This window comes from Candidatus Aquiluna sp. UB-MaderosW2red (assembly GCF_900100865.1).
Lineage (GTDB): Bacteria > Actinomycetota > Actinomycetes > Actinomycetales > Microbacteriaceae > Aquiluna.
On the sequence record NZ_LT627734.1, the window covers coordinates 1,272,884 to 1,289,861 of the forward strand.

Below are 16,978 nucleotides of genomic sequence, written 5' to 3' on the forward strand. Positions count from 1 at the left end.
CAGATAAGCTATTCCTTGTGGCTGAAGATTTTCTTAGAAACCTTGTTCAAGAGCGCTTGGACTCTTTTTGTGATAGCAAAAGAGCAGAGCTAGTTGCCATCTCAGAAGACCTCGAACCAATCATTGACTACACCCAAGTGCTACTCTCCGGCGGCAAAAGATTTCGGGCGCTGTTCGCCTATCAGGCTTTTGCCGGCCTGAGCCAGCAGCTAACTCCACTTACCAAAGACTCGCCAATTATCGGCATTGCCGCTGCCCTTGAAGTGTTCCACGCAGCCGCCCTGGTCCACGATGACCTTTTGGACCAAAGCGACACTCGACGCGGAGACCCCTCGATCCACAAAAAGTTTCAGGCTTTGCATGAAATGCACAGCTATGCGGGTTCCAGTGAAAGATTCGGGGTTGCAGGGTCGGTGTTAGTTGGTGACCTGATGCTCTCTTGGAGCTCGGAAATTTTTGGTGAAGCACTGCTTCGGGTAAGTAATGAGGAAATCGAGGCTAACTGCCGAACTGAATTTTCTAAGATGCGCTTTGAAGTTATGGCCGGGCAGTACCTAGATGTTCTAGAAGAAAACGCTGGGCCCACCAAGGACCCCAGTCAGGCGGTGGCGAGGGCCAATAAGGTCATCCTTTATAAATCCGCCAAATACAGCCTTGAGGCTCCGCTTTTGATTGGCGCTTCTTTTGCTGGGGCCGACCAAAATGCGCTTCGCATGATCAGTAATTTCGGAATCCCACTGGGAATGGCCTTTCAACTTAGAGACGATGTTCTAGGCGTATTTGGCGACCCAAAGGTCACCGGCAAGCCCGCTGGGGACGACTTGCGGGAGGGCAAAAGGACAGTCCTGGTTGGACTTACCCTGGAAGCGGCACCGAAGTCGGTAGGGAAAATATTTGAAGAACTCTTGGTTTCCGGAGACCTGGATCAGGGTCAAGTCGAATTCATGCGCGCCACCATTCGGGAATCCGGTGCCCTGGATAAGACCGAGAGGCTAATCGCTGAACATTCACGGTCTTCGATAGAAGCTCTGGCTGCGCTGGAAATCTCAGATTCCGGAAGAAAAGAGCTTGCCGACCTAGCCGACGCGGTCATTCATCGCAGCAAGTAATCAGCCCAGCGACTGAGCCGCTCTGCGAACCGGGGCCTTGTGCCCTTTTAGTAGCGAGTCAATTGGCTTTTCCCCAAGGAATTCATTTGGAGCATAAAGCCAATCCACTGCCTCTTCGGCGCTGAATCCGGCGTCAATTAACTGCAGCATGCTGCCTCTAATGCTGCTTAGGGGCTCACCGTTTGATATCAGATGAGCCGGCATCATGGGTTGCTTGTCAATTCTCACCGCAAATAAAATGTGCTCATCAATTAGCCTGCGCACCTTTGCAGTTGAAATACCCAACTGATCGGATGCCTGGTCCAAGGTGATCCAGTGCTCAACCTCAGAGATGTTCAAGCTTGCCCCCTAGAGGTCTGAACTAGCTGTTCGGCTACCAAGAATGAAAGCTCCAGAGACTGCATGTGGTTGAGCCTCGGATCGCAAACCGACTCGTAGCGCTTGGCTAGCGCCTTCTCATCGATGTGCTCAGAGCCGCCAAGACATTCGGTGACATCATCACCGGTGAGCTCCACGTGAAGACCACCCGGGTGGGTGCCAAGCGCGCGGTGAACCTCGAAGAAACCCATTACCTCATCCATTACATCGTCAAACCTTCTTGACTTGTAGCCATTTTCAGTGGTAATCCCGTTGCCGTGCATTGGGTCTGTGATCCACAGCGGCTGAGCTCCTGACGCCCGCACGCCTTCAATTAGCTTTGGTAACTCATCTCGAATCTTGCCGGCACCCATCCGAGTAATAAACGTTAAACGCCCTGGCTCGCGATTCGGGTCAAGCTTGTCAATCAAGGCCAACGCGTCATCCACCGAAGTTGTTGGGCCAAGCTTGACCCCGAGCGGGTTTCTGACCTTGGACAAAAAGTCAACGTGAGCGCCATCCAACTGCCTGGTGCGCTCGCCTATCCAAATAAAGTGACCCGATGTTGCGTAGGGCTGGTGAGTGCGGGAGTCGATTCTGGTGAGGGGTCTCTCGTAATCCATCAGCAAACCCTCGTGAGATACGAAGAATTCGGTGGAACGCAGCTCCGCCGAGTCGACTCCGCAGGCCTCCATAAACCTCATCGCACGATCAATGTCCTGAGCCAGAGACTCATATTCTTTGTTAATGGGATTGTCGGTAAATCCCTTATTCCAGGCGTGTACCTCGCGTAAGTCGGCAAAACCCCCGGTAGTAAAAGCCCTGATTAGATTCAGGGTGCTTGCCGAGGTGTGATAGGCCTGCATCAAACGACTCGCGTCATTGGTTCGGCTAACTGCATCGAACTCGTAAGCATTCACCGCATCGCCTCGATAGGCGGGAAGGGTGACGTCACCCCTGGTCTCAAAATCGGAGGAGCGTGGTTTGGCAAACTGTCCCGCCATCCGGCCCATCTTGATCACGGGTAAAGAAGAGCCGTACATCAAAACCACCGCCATTTGCAAAACGGTCTTAATTCGATTGCGAATCTGATCTGCAGTGGCGTCTACGAAAGTCTCAGCGCAGTCCCCACCCTGCAATAAGAACGCCTTACCACTAGCCGCCTCGGCTAGCCGCTGTCTTAGGGTGTCAACCTCACCGGCAAATACCAGCGGGGGCACTTTGGCAAGTCTGGCCTTAGTATTTGCCAAAACCTCAGCATCCGCCCAGTTGGGTTGCTGCTTGGACTCAAGATTGAGGTAGTTGTCTAAACCAAACTCGGACACGCTTCTCCTTATTAGCTGGGGTTAGCCAGCCGGCTTCTTGCTGAGGATGCGTAAACATCCTCGTATTTTTGATTGGAAAGTTTATAAATCTCATAGACAATCTTGTCGGTGACCGCGCGCAATACTGCCCGCTCCCCCTCCATGCCCGCAAACCTTGAAAAATCAAGCGGCTCACCGATTGCCACCCCGATTTTATGGATGGTGGGTCGCTTCGCGCCGATCGGCATAACTTTGTCCGTGTCGATCATAGCCACTGGAAGGACCGGAACTTGAGCCTCCAGAACCATCCGCGCAATCCCAGTTCGGCCACGATATAACTTCGCGTCCGGAGATCTGGTTCCCTCCGGATAGATCCCCAATACCAAGCCGCGCTCCAAGACCCCAAGCCCGGTATTCAACGAACTTTCGGAACCCTTACCACCTGAACGATCGATGGGCAATTGGCCGGTGGCTTTAAAAAACCAACGCGTGAGGGCTCCCTTGAGACCCTTGCCGGTGAAGTACTCAGATTTAGCCAAAAAAGTAATTGGCCTTCGAGTTTTCAGAGGGAGAAAAATTGAGTCAATGAAAGAAAGGTGGTTTGAGGCCAAAATGACACCACCAGATTTGGGGATATTTTTCTCCCCACGAACCCACGGGCGAAACAGCAGTTTGAGAATTGGCCCCAGAACAAAGTTCTTGAGAAAAAAATATGTCACCTGATCTCCTGCATCGCGAATACCTAAGCTTAGCTAAGCGATTCTCTTGCGAGGTCTGCAGCGCCGATTACTCCAGCCTGATTGCTGAAAGTGGCCGCAACTACTTGGGCCTCGGGTCGAAACCCGCGAGCCGGCAATTCCTTGAGAAACCCCTCTCGAATCGGGGCCAGAATTAGCTCTCCGGCCTCACTTAGCCCTCCCCCTATTACATAAATTTGGGGGTCAATTGCAGCCGTGATGCTCCCCATCGCTTGACCCAAGTATGCCCCGGCTTGATTTATCAAAGAGATTGCCCCTGGGTCGCCCTCCAAAAGAGCTTGATAAACAAGCATTCCGGTTAGGCCATCGGGTGTCTGAGTAAGTTCGGTGAGCCTCGCGGCCAAAGAAGAGCCCGCGGCAACCAAAGCTTTAGCCTCTCGCAGAACCGCTGAGCCAGAGGCGTATTGCTCAACGCAGCCCCTCCGGCCACAACCGCATTGCAAACCATCCTGCACAACGCGAATGTGGCCGAGTTCTCCGCCGATACCAAAGCCACCACGGCGCAGCTTATGATCGGCGATAATCGCTCCCCCAACGCCAGTGCCCAAAGTCAGCATCGCCATGTCTTTTGAGCCTTTGCCCGCGCCAAATTTGTATTCTGCCCAGCCGGCAGCATTGGCATCGTTTTCGATCACGATGCGAAACGGAACAATCGCTTGAAGCCGATCCCTGAGTGGCTCATTTCGCCAATTCAGATTTGGGGCGTAAAGGATTGTTGACTGTTGCGCATCTATAAAACCCGCGGCCGCTATCCCAACTCCGAGAATTGCCCCCGGGGCGTCCCTTGCAAGTCCCGTAATCAGTTCTGCCACAGCCTCGACCATTTTGTCGGGGTCCTGGGCCGGGGAGGGGACTTTTTTAGATGAAAGAATGTTCCCAGTGGCATCGACCACGGCACCAAGAATCTTGGTTCCGCCAATATCTATTCCAATAGCAAGCAACTCATGACCTCGGTAACAAAATGGGAACCTCTAAATAGTAGGCCCAACCGCACAAAAAATGACCAATATGTTTGTGAAAAAGTTACTCCACACCAATGAGTCTGGGCATGCAACCTGCCATAGAGTGGTACAAACTCTTAGATGGAGAAAACGATGACGTTTTACGATGTTCCGCTTTTAATCGAACCGGTGGCAACCAATAACTCGAGCGATATTCTGCTGACTCGAATGAAGATAAACCCCGAGCACGCTTTGTTCTCGAGAGCCAATTCAGATGGCAGCTGGCGCAACGTGACCTCGCGTGAATTTCACGCGGATGTCGTCTCCCTGGCAAAAGGAATGATGGCCAGTGGCATCAAGCCGGGTCAAGCCATTGCAATCATGAGTCGCACCCGCTACGAGTGGAGTGTTATCGACTTTGCAATCTGGTTCGCGGGTGCTGTGAGCGTTCCAATTTACGAGAGCTCTTCAGCAAGTCAGATCGAGTGGATTCTCTCCGACTCCGATGCCGTGGCGCTTTTCATCGAAAACGACGATCACATGGAGAGGTACCTGCAAGGTAAAGCGAATACCCCCAAGGTGGTGAATGTTTGGCGCATCGACACCAAGGATTATTCAGCTTTGAACCAACAAGGAGAGTCAATATCCGATGAGGACCTGGAAAAGGCGCGCTCTAAAACCGAGCTGACCGATTTGGCAACAATTGTTTACACCTCAGGCACTACGGGCAACCCCAAGGGTTGCGAGCTGACTCATAAAAACTTTGTTGACCACTGTCGCAATGCTGAAGCGGAAATCCCTGAGATCGCGAATGCGAATCAAAGCTCACTAATCTTCTTGCCGCTCGCCCACATCTTGGCTCGGTATGTTTCAATACTCTGCGTCCAGTCCGGCATCCGAGTGGGGCACCTCGGTGACAGCAAGCTGGTTGCTCAAGTTCTTCCGGTTTTCAAGCCCACGTTTGTGCTAGCCGTCCCCCGAGTATTCGAAAAAATTTACAACGGCGCCGAACTCAGGGCTGAGTCTGGCGGAAAGGGCAAGATTTTTCGACAGGCCGCGGAAGCTGCCATCGAATACTCAAAGGCGCTGGATTCAAAGTCTGGTCCAGGATTGGCGCTGAAGCTCAAGCACGGCGTCTTCGACAAGCTGGTTTACTCCAAGATTAGAGCAGCCATGGGTGGTGGGGTTAAGTTTGCGATTTCAGGAGGAGCCCCGCTGGGCGCTCGACTCGGTCATTTCTATCGCGGAATAGGGCTAATCGTGCTAGAGGGTTACGGGCTTACCGAGACCACAGCTGCGGCGGTCATCGGCCGACCCAAGTGGCTAAAAATTGGCAAGGTGGGCAGGGCACTTCCCGGCACCGGAATTAAGATTGCGGAGGACGGGGAAATCTGGTTGCGCGGCATTAACGTGATGCGCGGCTATTGGCGAAACGAAGCAGCCACCCGGGAAGCATTCTCAGAGGACTGGTTTAAAACCGGTGACATTGGCGAGCTAGACGAGGATGGCTTTTTGTCCATTACGGGCCGCAAGAAAGAAATCTTGATCACGGCTGGAGGCAAAAATGTCGCACCTGCCCCAATCGAAGACCTGCTAAGAGCCCACCCGTTGATTGGTCAGGTTGTTGCCGTTGGGGATGCGAAGCCCTTTATCGGCGCACTGATTTCACTCGACCCGGAAATGGTGCCAGTTTGGAGTCAAAACAACGGAGTCACAGAGCGCCTGACTCTTTCGGAGGCCAGCAGGCACGAGGTGATAAAAGCCGAACTTCAAAAGGCTGTGGATGAGGTGAACAAAAAATTCTCACACGCCGAGCAGATCAAGGCCTTTGAGATTTTGGACGTGGAATTGACCGAAGCATCGGGTCACCTGACCCCATCGCTAAAAATCAAGCGAGCCAAGGTCATGGCCGATTTTGACATTCAACTGGGCCGGATTTATAACTAGCCCAAAAACCATTTTTGAGATCGCAGCTCTTTATAGGCGATTTTTCTTTCGGTGGGTTCGAGCCTGTCTAGATATGTTTTGCCAGCCAGGTGATCACACTCATGTTGCAGCGCCTGGGCCATGAGACCGCTACCTGAAATTGTAATCTTGGAGCCGTCTAACTGAAATCCGGTGGCACTCGCTTCTTTGTGGCGGAGAGCCCTATGCCATAACCCCGGCACCGATAGGCAGCCTTCTTCGATGAGTTCCCTATCATCACCCAAAAAAGTGATTTCAGGATTTATCAGATAACCCAGCTCCCCGTCGATGTTATAGGCGAAGACGCTCAGGCCTACCCCAATCTGATTAGCCGCGACCCCGGCCCTACCGGGAAGGGCCACGGTTTCCAAGAGATCCCCTACCAGCTGGCGGGCATCTTCAAGATTCCGAACGGGCTTGGTCTTTGTTTTCAGGATCGGATCGCCGAGCAACCGGATTTCCCTTACGCTCACGCCAATCCATCAACCACGAGGGCCGCAAGGTCTCTCGCAGCCTGCTTGGTGGCGGGGTGAAGCTTTTCGAAGTTCACTTCGGCGCCGGCGGCCAGCTGTGGGTCGTAGGGAATTCGAACCACCGCGCGCACGCGAGTCTTGAAGTGGGCCTCAATTTCGTCGAGTTTCACTAATTCGGTTCCAAAGGTGGCGGTGTTTAGAGCCACCACGCAGTCCTTCACGACATCCGCATAACCATTAGCCTCCAGCCAAGTTAGAGTCTCCGAAGCAAGCCTCGCCTCATCGATTGAGCCGCCAGAAACTACGACCATCGAATCTGCTCTTTGCAGAATTGCACGCATGACGCTGTGCACAATGCCAGTGCCGCAATCGGTTAGACAAATGCTGTAGTAACGCGAGGCGATGTCTGCAACTACGTTGTAATCTCCCTCATCAAAGGCTTCAGAGATCATCGGATCAGTATCCGAAGCCAGGACATCGAGCCTGGTTTTATCTCGCGAGACATATTCTGAAAACACGGTGAACCCGGTTATCGAGCTGGCTTTATTCACAATGTCTCGAACGGTTTTGGTTGTGCCCTTTGGGACTCTCTCCGAGAGAGTTCCTCGATCGGGATTGGCATCGATAGCCAAAATGCGGTCCTCGCGGGCCATGGAGAGCGCCATCCCGATTAGAGCGGTAACGGTGGTTTTACCGACTCCGCCCTTTCGAGTTAGCACCGGCACGAACCTAGTTTTGCCAGTGAGGTTTGCAGTTATTCGGGAGTCGAGTGCTTTTCTTGCCAGGACCCTCTTGTTATCCCCCGGGTTGAGTTTTCCGAAACTCATGCCAAACACGAGCCTGCGCCAAAAAGTCTCCGGCACGACATTGGGCCTTGCTTTATCCTGTAATAATCTCTCAGATGTGAGCATGGAGGCTGGCTCGGCCTCGTCGAAAATACTTGGGCTCACCATCTCAACCTCCACCGAGACAGTCTCGGAGGGGGCTATTTGGTTGATACCGCCGGTTTCAGGGTCAAGTTCCAGATCTGAGAAGTCTGCGCCCTCCCCCGAAGACCAGTCTCTTGAAGGCTCGGTTGGTTCGTTATTTTTTTCCATTTATAAATCCCTACTCGATAACTGCAATCAGATCCCCACCCTCAACCGGGGTCGGGCCACTCACGCCCAGCCTGGTAATCTTGCCAGAAATTGGAGCCGCTATGCTCGCCTCCATTTTCATGGCCTCGATGCTTGCGATTGGGGCCCCTGCCAACACCTGCTCGCCAATGGCTACTTTCAGGGTAACCACGCCCGTGAAAGGTGCGGCGGCATGGCCCGGATTATTCTTATCGGCTTTTTCGGCAGAGACTGCGCTCACGGCAATGCTGTGATCTCGAACCGTCACCGGTCTGAGCTGGCCATTCAATGTGGTCATTACGGTTCTGAAACCCTTGGAGTCAGGCTCGCCAATTGCTTCTAGACCCACAAAAAGCTGAAGGCCCTTTCGAAGCTCAACCACGTGCTCCCCTTCCGCGTCAATACCGTAGAGATAATCCAGGGTCTCAACGTTATCCAAAGCCCCGTAAAGCCCCCGAATTCTTTCGAATTCCTTTGTGGGACCCGGGAACAATAACCTGTTGAGGGTGCTGCGAATCAGCTTGTCATTTGATGATGAAAGTGCTTTTAAATCATCAGGAGAGACCGGAGTCACTCCTATATCCACGTGCCTACCCTTGAGGACCTTCGACCTGAAGGGCTCGGGCCAACCACCCGGGAGATCTCCGAGTTCGCCCGCCATGAAACCGATTACCGAGTCTGGGATATCGTAATTCTGAGGATTCTCTTCGAAATCCTTTGGGTTCGCACCAACTGCCACTAGGTGAAGGGCCAAGTCTCCCACCACCTTTGAAGAAGGTGTGACCTTTGGCGGACGACCAAGCATTTGGTTGGCTGCCGCATACATTTCTTCAATCAGCTCGAACCGATCTCCCAAACCAAGGGCTATCGCTTGCTGGCGAAGGTTGGAGAGTTGACCACCTGGAATCTCATGGCGGTAGACCCTGCCGGTTGGTCCCGGTAGGCCAGATTCAAACGGCGCATAAACATTTCGCACTGCCTCCCAGTAGGGCTCAATGTTCGTGACGGCATCCAAGCTCATCAGAGTGTCACGTTCGGTGTTTGCGAGCGCCGCGACCAATGAAGACAGTGAGGGCTGCGATGTGGTTCCAGCCATCGGGGCGCTTGCCACATCTACTGCGTCAACACCCGCATCAATGGCGGCCATAAGCGTGGCTAGCTGGCCTCCTGCAGTGTCGTGAGTGTGCAGGTGAACTGGTAAATCGAATCGCTCTCTTAGAGCGCTCACCAGCATCCTGGCAGCCTTTGGTCTCAGGAGCCCGGCCATATCCTTGATTGCCAAAACATGGGCGCCCGCTGCCACAATCTCATCCGCTAGGCCAAGGTAATAATCCAAGGTGTAGAGCTTTTCTTCGGGGTCCGCGAGGTTTCCGGTGTAGCTCATGCCGACTTCAGCCAAAGCGGTGCCAGTCTCCCGCACCGCTTTAATGGCTGGAACCATTTGGTTTACATCGTTTAGGGCATCAAAGATTCGGAAAATATCCACCCCGGTTTTGGCAGCCTGAGAAACAAAAGCCTCGGTCACCTCTTCCGGGTATGGGGTGTAGCCAACAGTGTTGCGGCCACGCAACAGCATTTGGATACAAATATTTGGCAAACCCTCGCGAAGCTTTGCTAGACGATCCCAAGGGTCCTCACCTAAAAAGCGCAGCGCCACATCGTAAGTAGCCCCACCCCATGCCTCGATGGACAAAAGTTCTGGTGTGAGCCTGGCAATGTGCGGAGTAATTGCAACTAAATCTTTGCCACGAACCCTGGTAGCCAAGAGTGACTGATGGGCATCCCTGAATGTGGTGTCGGTCACCAGAACCCTGTTCTGTTCTCTCATCCATGAAGCAAAGCCCTCGGGCCCAAGCTCTAGTAATTTTTGTCTGGAACCAGCGGGGGCTTTGGAGCTCAAGTCGACCTTTGGCAACTTCACGACCGGATCAGGCTTGCCCTCTCGATCTCCATAGGGTTTATTGACGGTGACCTCGGCAAGCCACTGCATGACTTTTGTGCCTCGGTCCCTGGAGGGCTGAGTTTCAAATAGCTCTGGGCGTTCATCAATGAAATGCGTGGAGAGATCTCCCGCCGCGAAGGCTTTATCCTCCAACACCGCCTGGAGGAAGGTGATGTTGGTGGCCACTCCCCTGATGCGGAACTCTGCCAGGGCGCGTTTGCCTCGATCAACGGCTGATTTGAAATCTCGCCCGCGAGTAATCAGCTTCACCAGCAACGAATCAAAGTGCGGCGAGACCTCTGCCCCAGTGGTAACCGTTCCGCCATCTAGGCGAATCCCCGCGCCTCCCGGGGAGCGATAGGTGGTTATTTTTCCAGTGTCAGGCCTGAAGCCCGCGGCAGGGTCCTCCGTAGTAATCCGGCACTGCATCGCAAAACCGTGTGGCTTTATGTCCTCTTGCCGGAGCCCCAAATCACTCAATGACTCCCCGGCCGCAATGCGCAACTGGGACTGAACCAAATCAACATCGGTCACCTCTTCGGTGACGGTGTGCTCGACCTGAATCCTCGGGTTCATCTCAATAAAAACATGCTTACCGGCGTTTGGACCGACAGTGTCAATCAGAAACTCAACGGTCCCAGCGTTCTGATAGCCAATCTCCTTGGCAAAAGCCACGGCATCAACAAAGAGCATTTGGCGCAGCTCATCATCCAGCAACGGGGCCGGGGCAATTTCAATGACCTTTTGATTTCTTCGCTGAATCGAGCAGTCTCGTTCGAGCAAGTGGATGATATTCCCATGATTATCGGCCAAAATCTGCACCTCAATGTGCCTCGGTCGAATAACCGCCTGCTCTAAAAACACCCTTGAATCACCAAATGCACTTCCAGCCTCACGCATCGCCTCATCGAGAAGATCCGAAAGCTTTGACTCATCATCGACTTTTCGCATACCTCGGCCGCCACCTCCAGCAACCGCTTTTACAAACAGTGGGAAACCAATTGCTTGAGCTAGGGGGATCAATACGGCTTTATCATCCGATGACTCGGTAGAGGCCAACACCGGGACTCCGGCCCTGATCGCAGCCGCCTTGGCATTGACCTTGTCTCCAGCTAGTTCCAATATTTCTGCAGCAGGCCCGACGAATGCAATCCCGTTCTCTCGAGCCGCTCTGGCTAAATCGGGGTTTTCCGATAGAAATCCATATCCGGGATAGATGGCATCTGCGCCCGACTCCTTGGCCACTCGAATGATCTCCGAAACGCTCAGGTAGGCCTTCACCGGCGATCCATCGGCTTTAATCTCGTAAGCCTCGTCGGCCTTGAGGCGGTGCACAGAGTTGCGGTCCTCAAAGGGGTAAACCGCTACCGTCCTGGCCCCAATTTCATAGGCTGCGCGGAATGCGCGAACTGCAATTTCTCCTCGGTTGGCTACCAAAATCTTTTTAAACATGAGACCTCACTGAAACTCTGGCTTGCTAAGCGCCAACTAACTAATAAAAAGGTAGCCTATTGCAGTGCAAGTTCTAAGTGTCAGCTCGCTAAAAGGCGGAGTAGGTAAAACCACCATTGCCCTGGGTCTAGCTTCTGCTGCACTCAATAAGGGAATAAACACTCTTTTGATCGACCTGGACCCCCAGTGTGACGCCACCAGTGGCCTGGGCGCAATGAGTGAATCTGGATTATCCGTAGCAGAAGTCCTGCAATCCCCAAAGATTCAAAACATCAAAAAAGCGATCGTGGCTTCTCACTGGCACAAGGGCAGCAAGATGGATGTGATGGTGGGCAGCCCCCGCTCTTTGCTACTTGATAACCCGGCCCCAACTATCGCTGATGTCTGGAGATTGGAAGAGGTTCTGACCCTCATCGAGGAAGATTACGACCTGGTAATCATCGACACCCCGCCTTCAATAAACGCGCTAACAAGAACTGCCTGGGTGGCATCAGATCGAGTGTTGATTGTTACCGAACCCTCGCTTTACTCGGTAATTGCCGCGGACCGAGCACGCAAGGCAATAAACGAAATCAGTGCCAAGTTGACCCCAAGACTTCAGCTTCTGGGGGTGGTGGTAAATCGCTATCGCTCACAATCCAACGAGCACGAATACCGCATCAGAGAGCTTCGAGAGATGTTTTCTGAGCAACTACTAATGCCATTTTTTGAAGAGCGGGCCGCCATCCAGCAAGCCACCGGTGCCGCCAGACCAATTCACTCCTGGCCCGCCGAAGGCGCACTCGAGGTAGCTCAGTCTTTTGACTGGCTGCTAGCGGGGGCCCTGTCGCACATGACCCAAGGAATCGAAAAACGAGACCGAGTTGGAGCAATTGGCCGTGCGACTAGGGGTCAGGCGAGTCCCATCTCGGAGCTAATACCTGAGAGTTCTAGGGAACAACCGCTTTCTAGAAAAGCGGCCCGAAAAAAGAGTTTATTTAGGCGCTAAGAAATCTTGCGGGCGCGACGAGCCGCAAGCTCATCGGTTATTTGTGCTTCTTCGGCAGCAAAGTCAACAAGTGTCGCCTCAACCTCGCGCAGCACTCGACCCACAGCAATTCCGAATACGCCCTGGCCTTGACCCAGAAGGTCAATAACCTCATCCTGGCTGGTGCAAAGATAAACCCGTGCGCCGTCAGACATCAAGGTGGTGTTGGATAAATCGCTCAGACCTGCGGCCTTTAGCTGCTCAACAGCGAGTCGGATTTGCTGCAAAGAGACACCGGTGTCCAATAAGCGCTTCACAAGCTTCAGCACCAAAATGTCCCGGAATCCATAGAGTCTTTGAGAGCCCGATCCAGTAGCGGTCTGAATGCTAGGAACTACCAGCTGGGTGCGGTCCCAATAATCCAACTGGCGATAAGAAATTCCGGCAGCCGCCGCGGCTGATGCCCCGCGATAGCCAATGTCGGTTGCGGGCAGGCCGTCAGTGAACAATAAATGTTCGTAGTCCATAGCCTTCTCCTTGTTCAAGACTTACTTAGTATTCCTTCAAGTCCTACTTTAAGGTTGCTGTTGAGTCTCGGCGTGTCGCGATTAGCTTTCGATTTCGTCGATAACTTCTGAAATCAGGTGCGAACGAATTGCCCCAAAACGCTCGGCGATTTCTCGAGCAATATGGCCCGCTCGAGCCTGAGAATCTAGCGCCTTTTTTCGTATTATCGGCTCCGTAACCCCGGTGATAATGCCCACTTCACGCTCGGTCGCAGACTTGAGGCCCCGCAAGTGCCGGGGTTGAATACCGAACTGTTCGAGACCAACCAGGGCGAAGGCAATTTCAACCTCGTGCGAAGAGTGTGGCTGTGCGGCGAATAGCCCAAGTTCCGAACCTTCTCGAAATGCCTGATCGCTAATGCCAGTTTCCGCTTTCAACTGATTCGTCGAAAACCGCTGCCCCTTTCGAAGTGAAGCGGCGCTAGCAACTGGCAATAACGGCTCGCGCCCGGCGTCTAATTCGTCTAGGTGATCTCGGATGACTTTTAGCGGAAGGTACTGGTCTCGTTGCAGAGTCAAAACAATTCTCAGGCGCTCAATCTGGTTTTCCGAATACTTTCGATAGCCGGCTTCGGTCCGATCCGGAGTAATCAAACCCTGATCCTCTAGAAATCGAAGCTTTGAGGGGCTCAGTTCTCCAAACTCAGGCTTGAGGACCGCCAGCACTTGGCCGATAGTGTAGAGCTTTTGATTGTGCTGGATACTGCGAACTGCAGACTCCATCAGGTTTTATCACTCTGGGCTGTATAAAAAGTCATTCGAAATTTTCCAATCAATAATTCAGAACCATCGGAGAGCTCGCAGGAATCTACTCTTGCACCATCGCAATATGTTCCATTCATCGAGCCCAGGTCCTTGACCGTGAAGTTTTTACCGCTCCTGTGAATTTCGGCATGTTTTCTGGAGACGGTTACGTCATCCAAAAAGATATCCGCATTCGGATGGCGTCCGGCCAATGTCAGGTCTTGATCCAACAGGAAACGGGACCCCGCTGCCGCCCCCCTTCGCACAATCAGCAGTGCTGAACCAGATGGCAGCGCTTTGACCGCAGAAACCTCTTCAGGGCTTAGTTCATTGGGGTCCTGAGGCAATAAGTCCTCGGCAAATCGAGTAGTTTCATCGCTGAAATTCTCCTTGGACATTATTTCCTCCTCCCCTAACCCCACAACTTTAGAGGCTTTTTCTCGCTCTGGCAAAAATCAATTCGTAGACCTGTTTTACATAGACAAAACCGGCCCACCAGTAAAGCCCAATTCCCCAGTAGGTGAAGCCCCAAGCCAAAGGCAAAATTATGAAATCTGCACCGGGCCAGATGTCGGCCATGAGAAGTAGTGGCAGGGCGTAGAGCAAAGCAAAGGTGCCAGCTTTACCCAAAAAGTGAACTGGGAGCGGCCCATAGCCGTGGGTTGCCAAAATTGGGTAAACAATCAGAAGCATCACATCGCGAGAAACGATCACGACAGCCAGCCAAAGTGGAATGGTTCCATTAATGGTCAGGCCAACGATGGTAGCCAGGATGTAAAGCCGGTCCGCGGCTGGATCAAGGACCTGCCCGAGCTTGGTCATTTGATTAAATTTTCGAGCAATTTGCCCATCAAGCCAGTCGGTTGCCCCGGCGAAGGTTAGGACAATAAGAGCCCAAATATAATGATCTCCTGATAACAGCAGGTAGAGGAACACCGGCACAAGCAAGAGCCGCAAAACACTGAGCATGTTCGGCAGGCTACGCAGCTCCCTCAAAACGCTCATCCCCCGATTCTAGCCAGTACCCCACCAGAAATCCGCTTGGCTCGCCCTGGACCAAACGGACATCAAAGTAGAGACCCTCGCTTGAGCTTCGGTGAGCAAGGCATCCACCTTGTCAACGGGCAACAAAAAGACCAAGAGCCAGGCGCACATCATCAGTCGGATTGAAAAAAGAGCCATTAAAGAGTTGTGGGCCAAGGTTTCACCCGGGCCCACAACCCTTCCTGCCTGTTTGTTATTTGATGACTGTGATCCTGCCGTCAGTCTTGAGTGTGGTGACCTTGCCGGCGGCCAAATCAGCCTTCAGCCCCTCGGTGAACACATCGACCAACAGATCTCTGACCTGCTGGTTGGCTGGGTTGAACTGCGAGTAACCGTCCCCACCGTAAACCAAGAAATCCAGGGTTGCGATGCTGTAGCTCGCGGTGTCCTTGGGAATCAAAGTTCCATCGGTTTTGGTGACTGAAACAATGCGGGACCCGACAGCCTTGGTTGAATCGAACGAGAACTTGAAGCCAGAGACCTGAGGGAATCGACCGTCGGTTGGGTAATTCGATACTCCGTTTTCTAATGCCGCCCAGAGACCCGCTCCACTAATTTGTGCGGTGCTAATTGAGTTCCCGAAAGGGAAAACCGTATAGGCGTCACCGAGCGTCACATCAAACGGTCCAACGGTCTGCGTTCCAGCTGGTCGGCGCAGTGTGGCGTCTGCTGGCTTATAGTTCCCAGCCGGGAGGGTGTCCCTAATTCCGCCACCATTTAATAGTGCAAGGTCAACCTCATATTTGGCGCGAACCAGATCGGCAGTGTAGCTCCCAAGAGCTGCTTCGCCGGATCGCTCAACTGCAGGCCTTCCGCCTCGAGGAGATAGGTCCGCGACGGTGCCAATTTGAACATCCATTTTGGCGTTGAGTCTGGATTTATAACCGCCAACCATGGTGGTTACCGCAGCGTTTGGTGTCAGGCTCGCGACATCGGACTTACCAATAAACTCAACCGATGAGCCCAGTACCTTATTTGCCTTGGTGTCAACGCAGAGCTGGGTCCGGGTGTATTGCACACCCGAGTTCTTGACCATTGCGGTTGTAACGCCATTGACTACCGAGGAAAACTGCTGGTGAGAGTGGCCACCATAAACCGCCGCCACACCCTTGAGGTCTTCTGCGAAACCAATTAGCGGGCCAAGCGCTTCGCCGCCAAGGTTCTGGTTCCAGCCCTCGTGAATCAAAGCCACAACCAAATCGGCACCGGCAGCCGTTGCCGCATCTACCGCCCTTTGGGCTTTGACAACACCCGTTTGAATCACAATCTCAGATGAGACTCCAGCATATGTGAAGTCAAGATTCCCGGGGAAGACCTGATCCACGGTCTGCGAGGTGTTAATACCTATCACCCCGACCTTAACCCCACCGCGATCAATGATGGTGTAACTCTGAGCACGCTTATCGTTCGAGGCCTTTAGGCCCTTAAGTGAGCTGTAATTGCTAACAATCCACTTAAAGTCGGAGTAGCGAATCATTTCTCTCAGGTGCTGAGTCGCACGATCGTGCTCGTGGTTACCGAAGGTCGAAACATCGAGCCTCATACCGTTTAGTGCCCTGATTGTTGGAAGCTCTCCAAACTGAGAGCTGATTGGAGGAGCTGCGCCAATGTTGTCGCCCGAAGATAGAGTCAAAGTGGCTTTCGATAGCTTTCGATCCGCCTCGAAGGCTGCCGCCAAACCTGCGGCTCCGATGGCGGTCGAGCTAGCCTCTAGTGCGCCGTGGAAATCACTAAATTGCAGTAGCTGAACGTTTTTTAGGTCGCTCGATGCCAGGCTATTGGCTGCTATTGTGCCCGTCGAGGCCTTTGAAGGAGAGAACCCGTAGGAGTTAACCGCTTCAACGGTGACCGTCATGGCTTCTTTACTTAAAGCTGGTAAAAGTGCCCTGCGGGCATTTGGACCGACTATTACCGGACAGCTCCCCGGGCCCCCTGAGATGACGTAGTTGGTGATGGGAGGTGAGCCTTGAGCCCCGCGCCAGTAGACCATTAGGCCGCCGTCGGCTTGAACAACAGTTACAGCGACTGGTGCAGTTGGAACTGCATACGTCTCAGCTGAGACGGCGGGGGTGCCAAATGCTAGGGCACCGATTAGAAGCGCAGCTAAAGCTGCGGGGCCGACCCTGGGTCGACGTTGACCTATTAGTTTCATAAGCCCGACTCTATGCCCCTCGAGTTCCGCCCCTTTGTCTGAAACATGAAGTCGTATCAACCTTTAGGTGAACTTTAGGCTCCCGAGTC

At 53.1% G+C, this 16,978-nt stretch carries 16 protein-coding genes; 3 read left to right on the top strand and 13 right to left on the bottom strand.

Features of this window, described 5'->3' with window-relative positions; all coding sequences use genetic code 11:
* The first annotated feature begins 17 nt into the window (after positions 1 to 17).
* Complete coding sequence (locus BLP47_RS06510; RefSeq protein ID WP_249883307.1) at positions 18 to 1,109, top strand: polyprenyl synthetase family protein; 1,092 nt, start codon at positions 18 to 20, stop codon at positions 1,107 to 1,109.
* Here the strand turns inward: BLP47_RS06510 and BLP47_RS08580 are convergent, their stop codons facing one another.
* From BLP47_RS08580 to BLP47_RS06530, 4 genes are read right to left on the bottom strand one after another with little or no spacing between them, the layout of a single operon-like run.
* Entirely contained in the window at positions 1,110 to 1,448 is a 339-nt protein-coding gene (locus BLP47_RS08580) for an Rv2175c family DNA-binding protein (protein WP_249883309.1), read from the bottom strand.
* Positions 1,445 to 2,791, bottom strand: a complete 1,347-nt coding sequence (locus BLP47_RS06520) for a class II 3-deoxy-7-phosphoheptulonate synthase (protein ID WP_091851782.1) — start codon at positions 2,789 to 2,791, stop codon at positions 1,445 to 1,447. The genes BLP47_RS08580 and BLP47_RS06520 overlap by 4 nt, the downstream gene beginning before the upstream one ends.
* A gap of 11 nt (positions 2,792 to 2,802) precedes the next feature.
* A complete protein-coding gene (locus BLP47_RS06525; protein WP_091851784.1) occupies positions 2,803 to 3,489 on the bottom strand; it encodes a 1-acyl-sn-glycerol-3-phosphate acyltransferase in 687 nt (228 codons plus the stop codon).
* A gap of 29 nt (positions 3,490 to 3,518) precedes the next feature.
* Positions 3,519 to 4,469 (bottom strand): ROK family glucokinase, encoded by a 951-nt coding sequence (locus tag BLP47_RS06530; protein WP_091851787.1) that lies wholly within the window; start codon positions 4,467 to 4,469, stop codon positions 3,519 to 3,521.
* 141 nt (positions 4,470 to 4,610) lie between these two features.
* On the opposite strand from BLP47_RS06530, the gene BLP47_RS06535 reads away from it, so the two are divergent.
* Positions 4,611 to 6,416, top strand: a complete 1,806-nt coding sequence (locus tag BLP47_RS06535) for a long-chain fatty acid--CoA ligase (protein ID WP_249883310.1) — start codon at positions 4,611 to 4,613, stop codon at positions 6,414 to 6,416.
* Here the strand turns inward: BLP47_RS06535 and BLP47_RS06540 are convergent.
* The 3 genes from BLP47_RS06540 to BLP47_RS06550 are packed head-to-tail and all read right to left on the bottom strand — an operon-like array spanning position 6,413 to position 11,416.
* Positions 6,413 to 6,907: a peptide deformylase gene (locus BLP47_RS06540; protein ID WP_091851792.1), complete on the bottom strand. Its 495-nt coding sequence runs from the start codon at positions 6,905 to 6,907 to the stop codon at positions 6,413 to 6,415. The two genes, BLP47_RS06535 and BLP47_RS06540, sit on opposite strands and share 4 nt — an antisense overlap.
* On the bottom strand, positions 6,904 to 8,004 hold the full coding sequence (locus BLP47_RS06545) for a MinD/ParA family protein (protein ID WP_091851795.1): 1,101 nt from the start codon (positions 8,002 to 8,004) through the stop codon (positions 6,904 to 6,906). Before BLP47_RS06545 ends, BLP47_RS06540 begins: the two co-directional genes overlap by 4 nt.
* 10 nt (positions 8,005 to 8,014) lie before the next feature.
* Positions 8,015 to 11,416, bottom strand: coding sequence for a pyruvate carboxylase (locus BLP47_RS06550; protein ID WP_091851798.1), 3,402 nt, complete (start codon positions 11,414 to 11,416; stop codon positions 8,015 to 8,017).
* A 64-nt stretch (positions 11,417 to 11,480) separates the two neighbouring features.
* On the opposite strand from BLP47_RS06550, the gene BLP47_RS06555 reads away from it, so the two are divergent.
* Entirely contained in the window at positions 11,481 to 12,404 is a 924-nt protein-coding gene (locus BLP47_RS06555) for a ParA family protein (protein WP_091851801.1), read from the top strand.
* Here BLP47_RS06555 and BLP47_RS06560 read toward each other — a convergent pair.
* The 6 genes from BLP47_RS06560 to BLP47_RS06585 all read right to left on the bottom strand — a co-directional run bounded on the left by BLP47_RS06560 (position 12,401) and on the right by BLP47_RS06585 (position 16,889).
* Positions 12,401 to 12,910 carry a MerR family transcriptional regulator gene (locus BLP47_RS06560; protein WP_091851804.1) on the bottom strand — a complete coding sequence of 170 codons (510 nt, stop codon included), beginning with the start codon at positions 12,908 to 12,910 and terminating at the stop codon, positions 12,401 to 12,403. The genes BLP47_RS06555 and BLP47_RS06560 overlap by 4 nt on opposite strands.
* Before the next feature lie 81 nt (positions 12,911 to 12,991).
* Positions 12,992 to 13,672 carry a MerR family transcriptional regulator gene (locus BLP47_RS06565; RefSeq protein ID WP_091851807.1) on the bottom strand — a complete coding sequence of 227 codons (681 nt, stop codon included), beginning with the start codon at positions 13,670 to 13,672 and terminating at the stop codon, positions 12,992 to 12,994.
* Positions 13,672 to 14,091: an FHA domain-containing protein gene (locus tag BLP47_RS06570; RefSeq protein ID WP_091853039.1), complete on the bottom strand. Its 420-nt coding sequence runs from the start codon at positions 14,089 to 14,091 to the stop codon at positions 13,672 to 13,674. The genes BLP47_RS06565 and BLP47_RS06570 overlap by 1 nt, the downstream gene beginning before the upstream one ends.
* A gap of 28 nt (positions 14,092 to 14,119) precedes the next feature.
* Positions 14,120 to 14,698, bottom strand: a complete 579-nt coding sequence (locus BLP47_RS06575; RefSeq protein ID WP_091851810.1) for a CDP-alcohol phosphatidyltransferase family protein — start codon at positions 14,696 to 14,698, stop codon at positions 14,120 to 14,122.
* A 9-nt stretch (positions 14,699 to 14,707) separates the two neighbouring features.
* Positions 14,708 to 14,875, bottom strand: coding sequence for a hypothetical protein (locus BLP47_RS06580; protein WP_157671558.1), 168 nt, complete (start codon positions 14,873 to 14,875; stop codon positions 14,708 to 14,710).
* A 55-nt stretch (positions 14,876 to 14,930) separates the two neighbouring features.
* The gene (locus BLP47_RS06585; protein WP_091851816.1) at positions 14,931 to 16,889 is read right to left on the bottom strand and encodes a bifunctional UDP-sugar hydrolase/5'-nucleotidase; all 1,959 of its coding nucleotides are present in this window, start codon (positions 16,887 to 16,889) and stop codon (positions 14,931 to 14,933) included.
* Positions 16,890 to 16,978: the final 89 nt, after the last annotated feature.

What these genes read in the sequence shown, in the direction of transcription:
- BLP47_RS06535 (WP_249883310.1), top strand. Translation starts at nt 4,611, where the DNA reads ATGGAGAAAACGATGACGTTTTACGATGTTCCGCTTTTAATCGAACCG.
- BLP47_RS06545 (WP_091851795.1), bottom strand. Translation starts at nt 8,004, where the DNA reads ATGGAAAAAAATAACGAACCAACCGAGCCTTCAAGAGACTGGTCTTCG.
- BLP47_RS06550 (WP_091851798.1), bottom strand. Translation starts at nt 11,416, where the DNA reads ATGTTTAAAAAGATTTTGGTAGCCAACCGAGGAGAAATTGCAGTTCGC.
- BLP47_RS06560 (WP_091851804.1), bottom strand. Translation starts at nt 12,910, where the DNA reads ATGGACTACGAACATTTATTGTTCACTGACGGCCTGCCCGCAACCGAC.
- BLP47_RS06565 (WP_091851807.1), bottom strand. Translation starts at nt 13,672, where the DNA reads ATGGAGTCTGCAGTTCGCAGTATCCAGCACAATCAAAAGCTCTACACT.
- BLP47_RS06570 (WP_091853039.1), bottom strand. Translation starts at nt 14,091, where the DNA reads ATGTCCAAGGAGAATTTCAGCGATGAAACTACTCGATTTGCCGAGGAC.
- BLP47_RS06575 (WP_091851810.1), bottom strand. Translation starts at nt 14,698, where the DNA reads ATGAGCGTTTTGAGGGAGCTGCGTAGCCTGCCGAACATGCTCAGTGTT.
- BLP47_RS06580 (WP_157671558.1), bottom strand. Translation starts at nt 14,875, where the DNA reads ATGGCTCTTTTTTCAATCCGACTGATGATGTGCGCCTGGCTCTTGGTC.
- BLP47_RS06585 (WP_091851816.1), bottom strand. Translation starts at nt 16,889, where the DNA reads ATGAAACTAATAGGTCAACGTCGACCCAGGGTCGGCCCCGCAGCTTTA.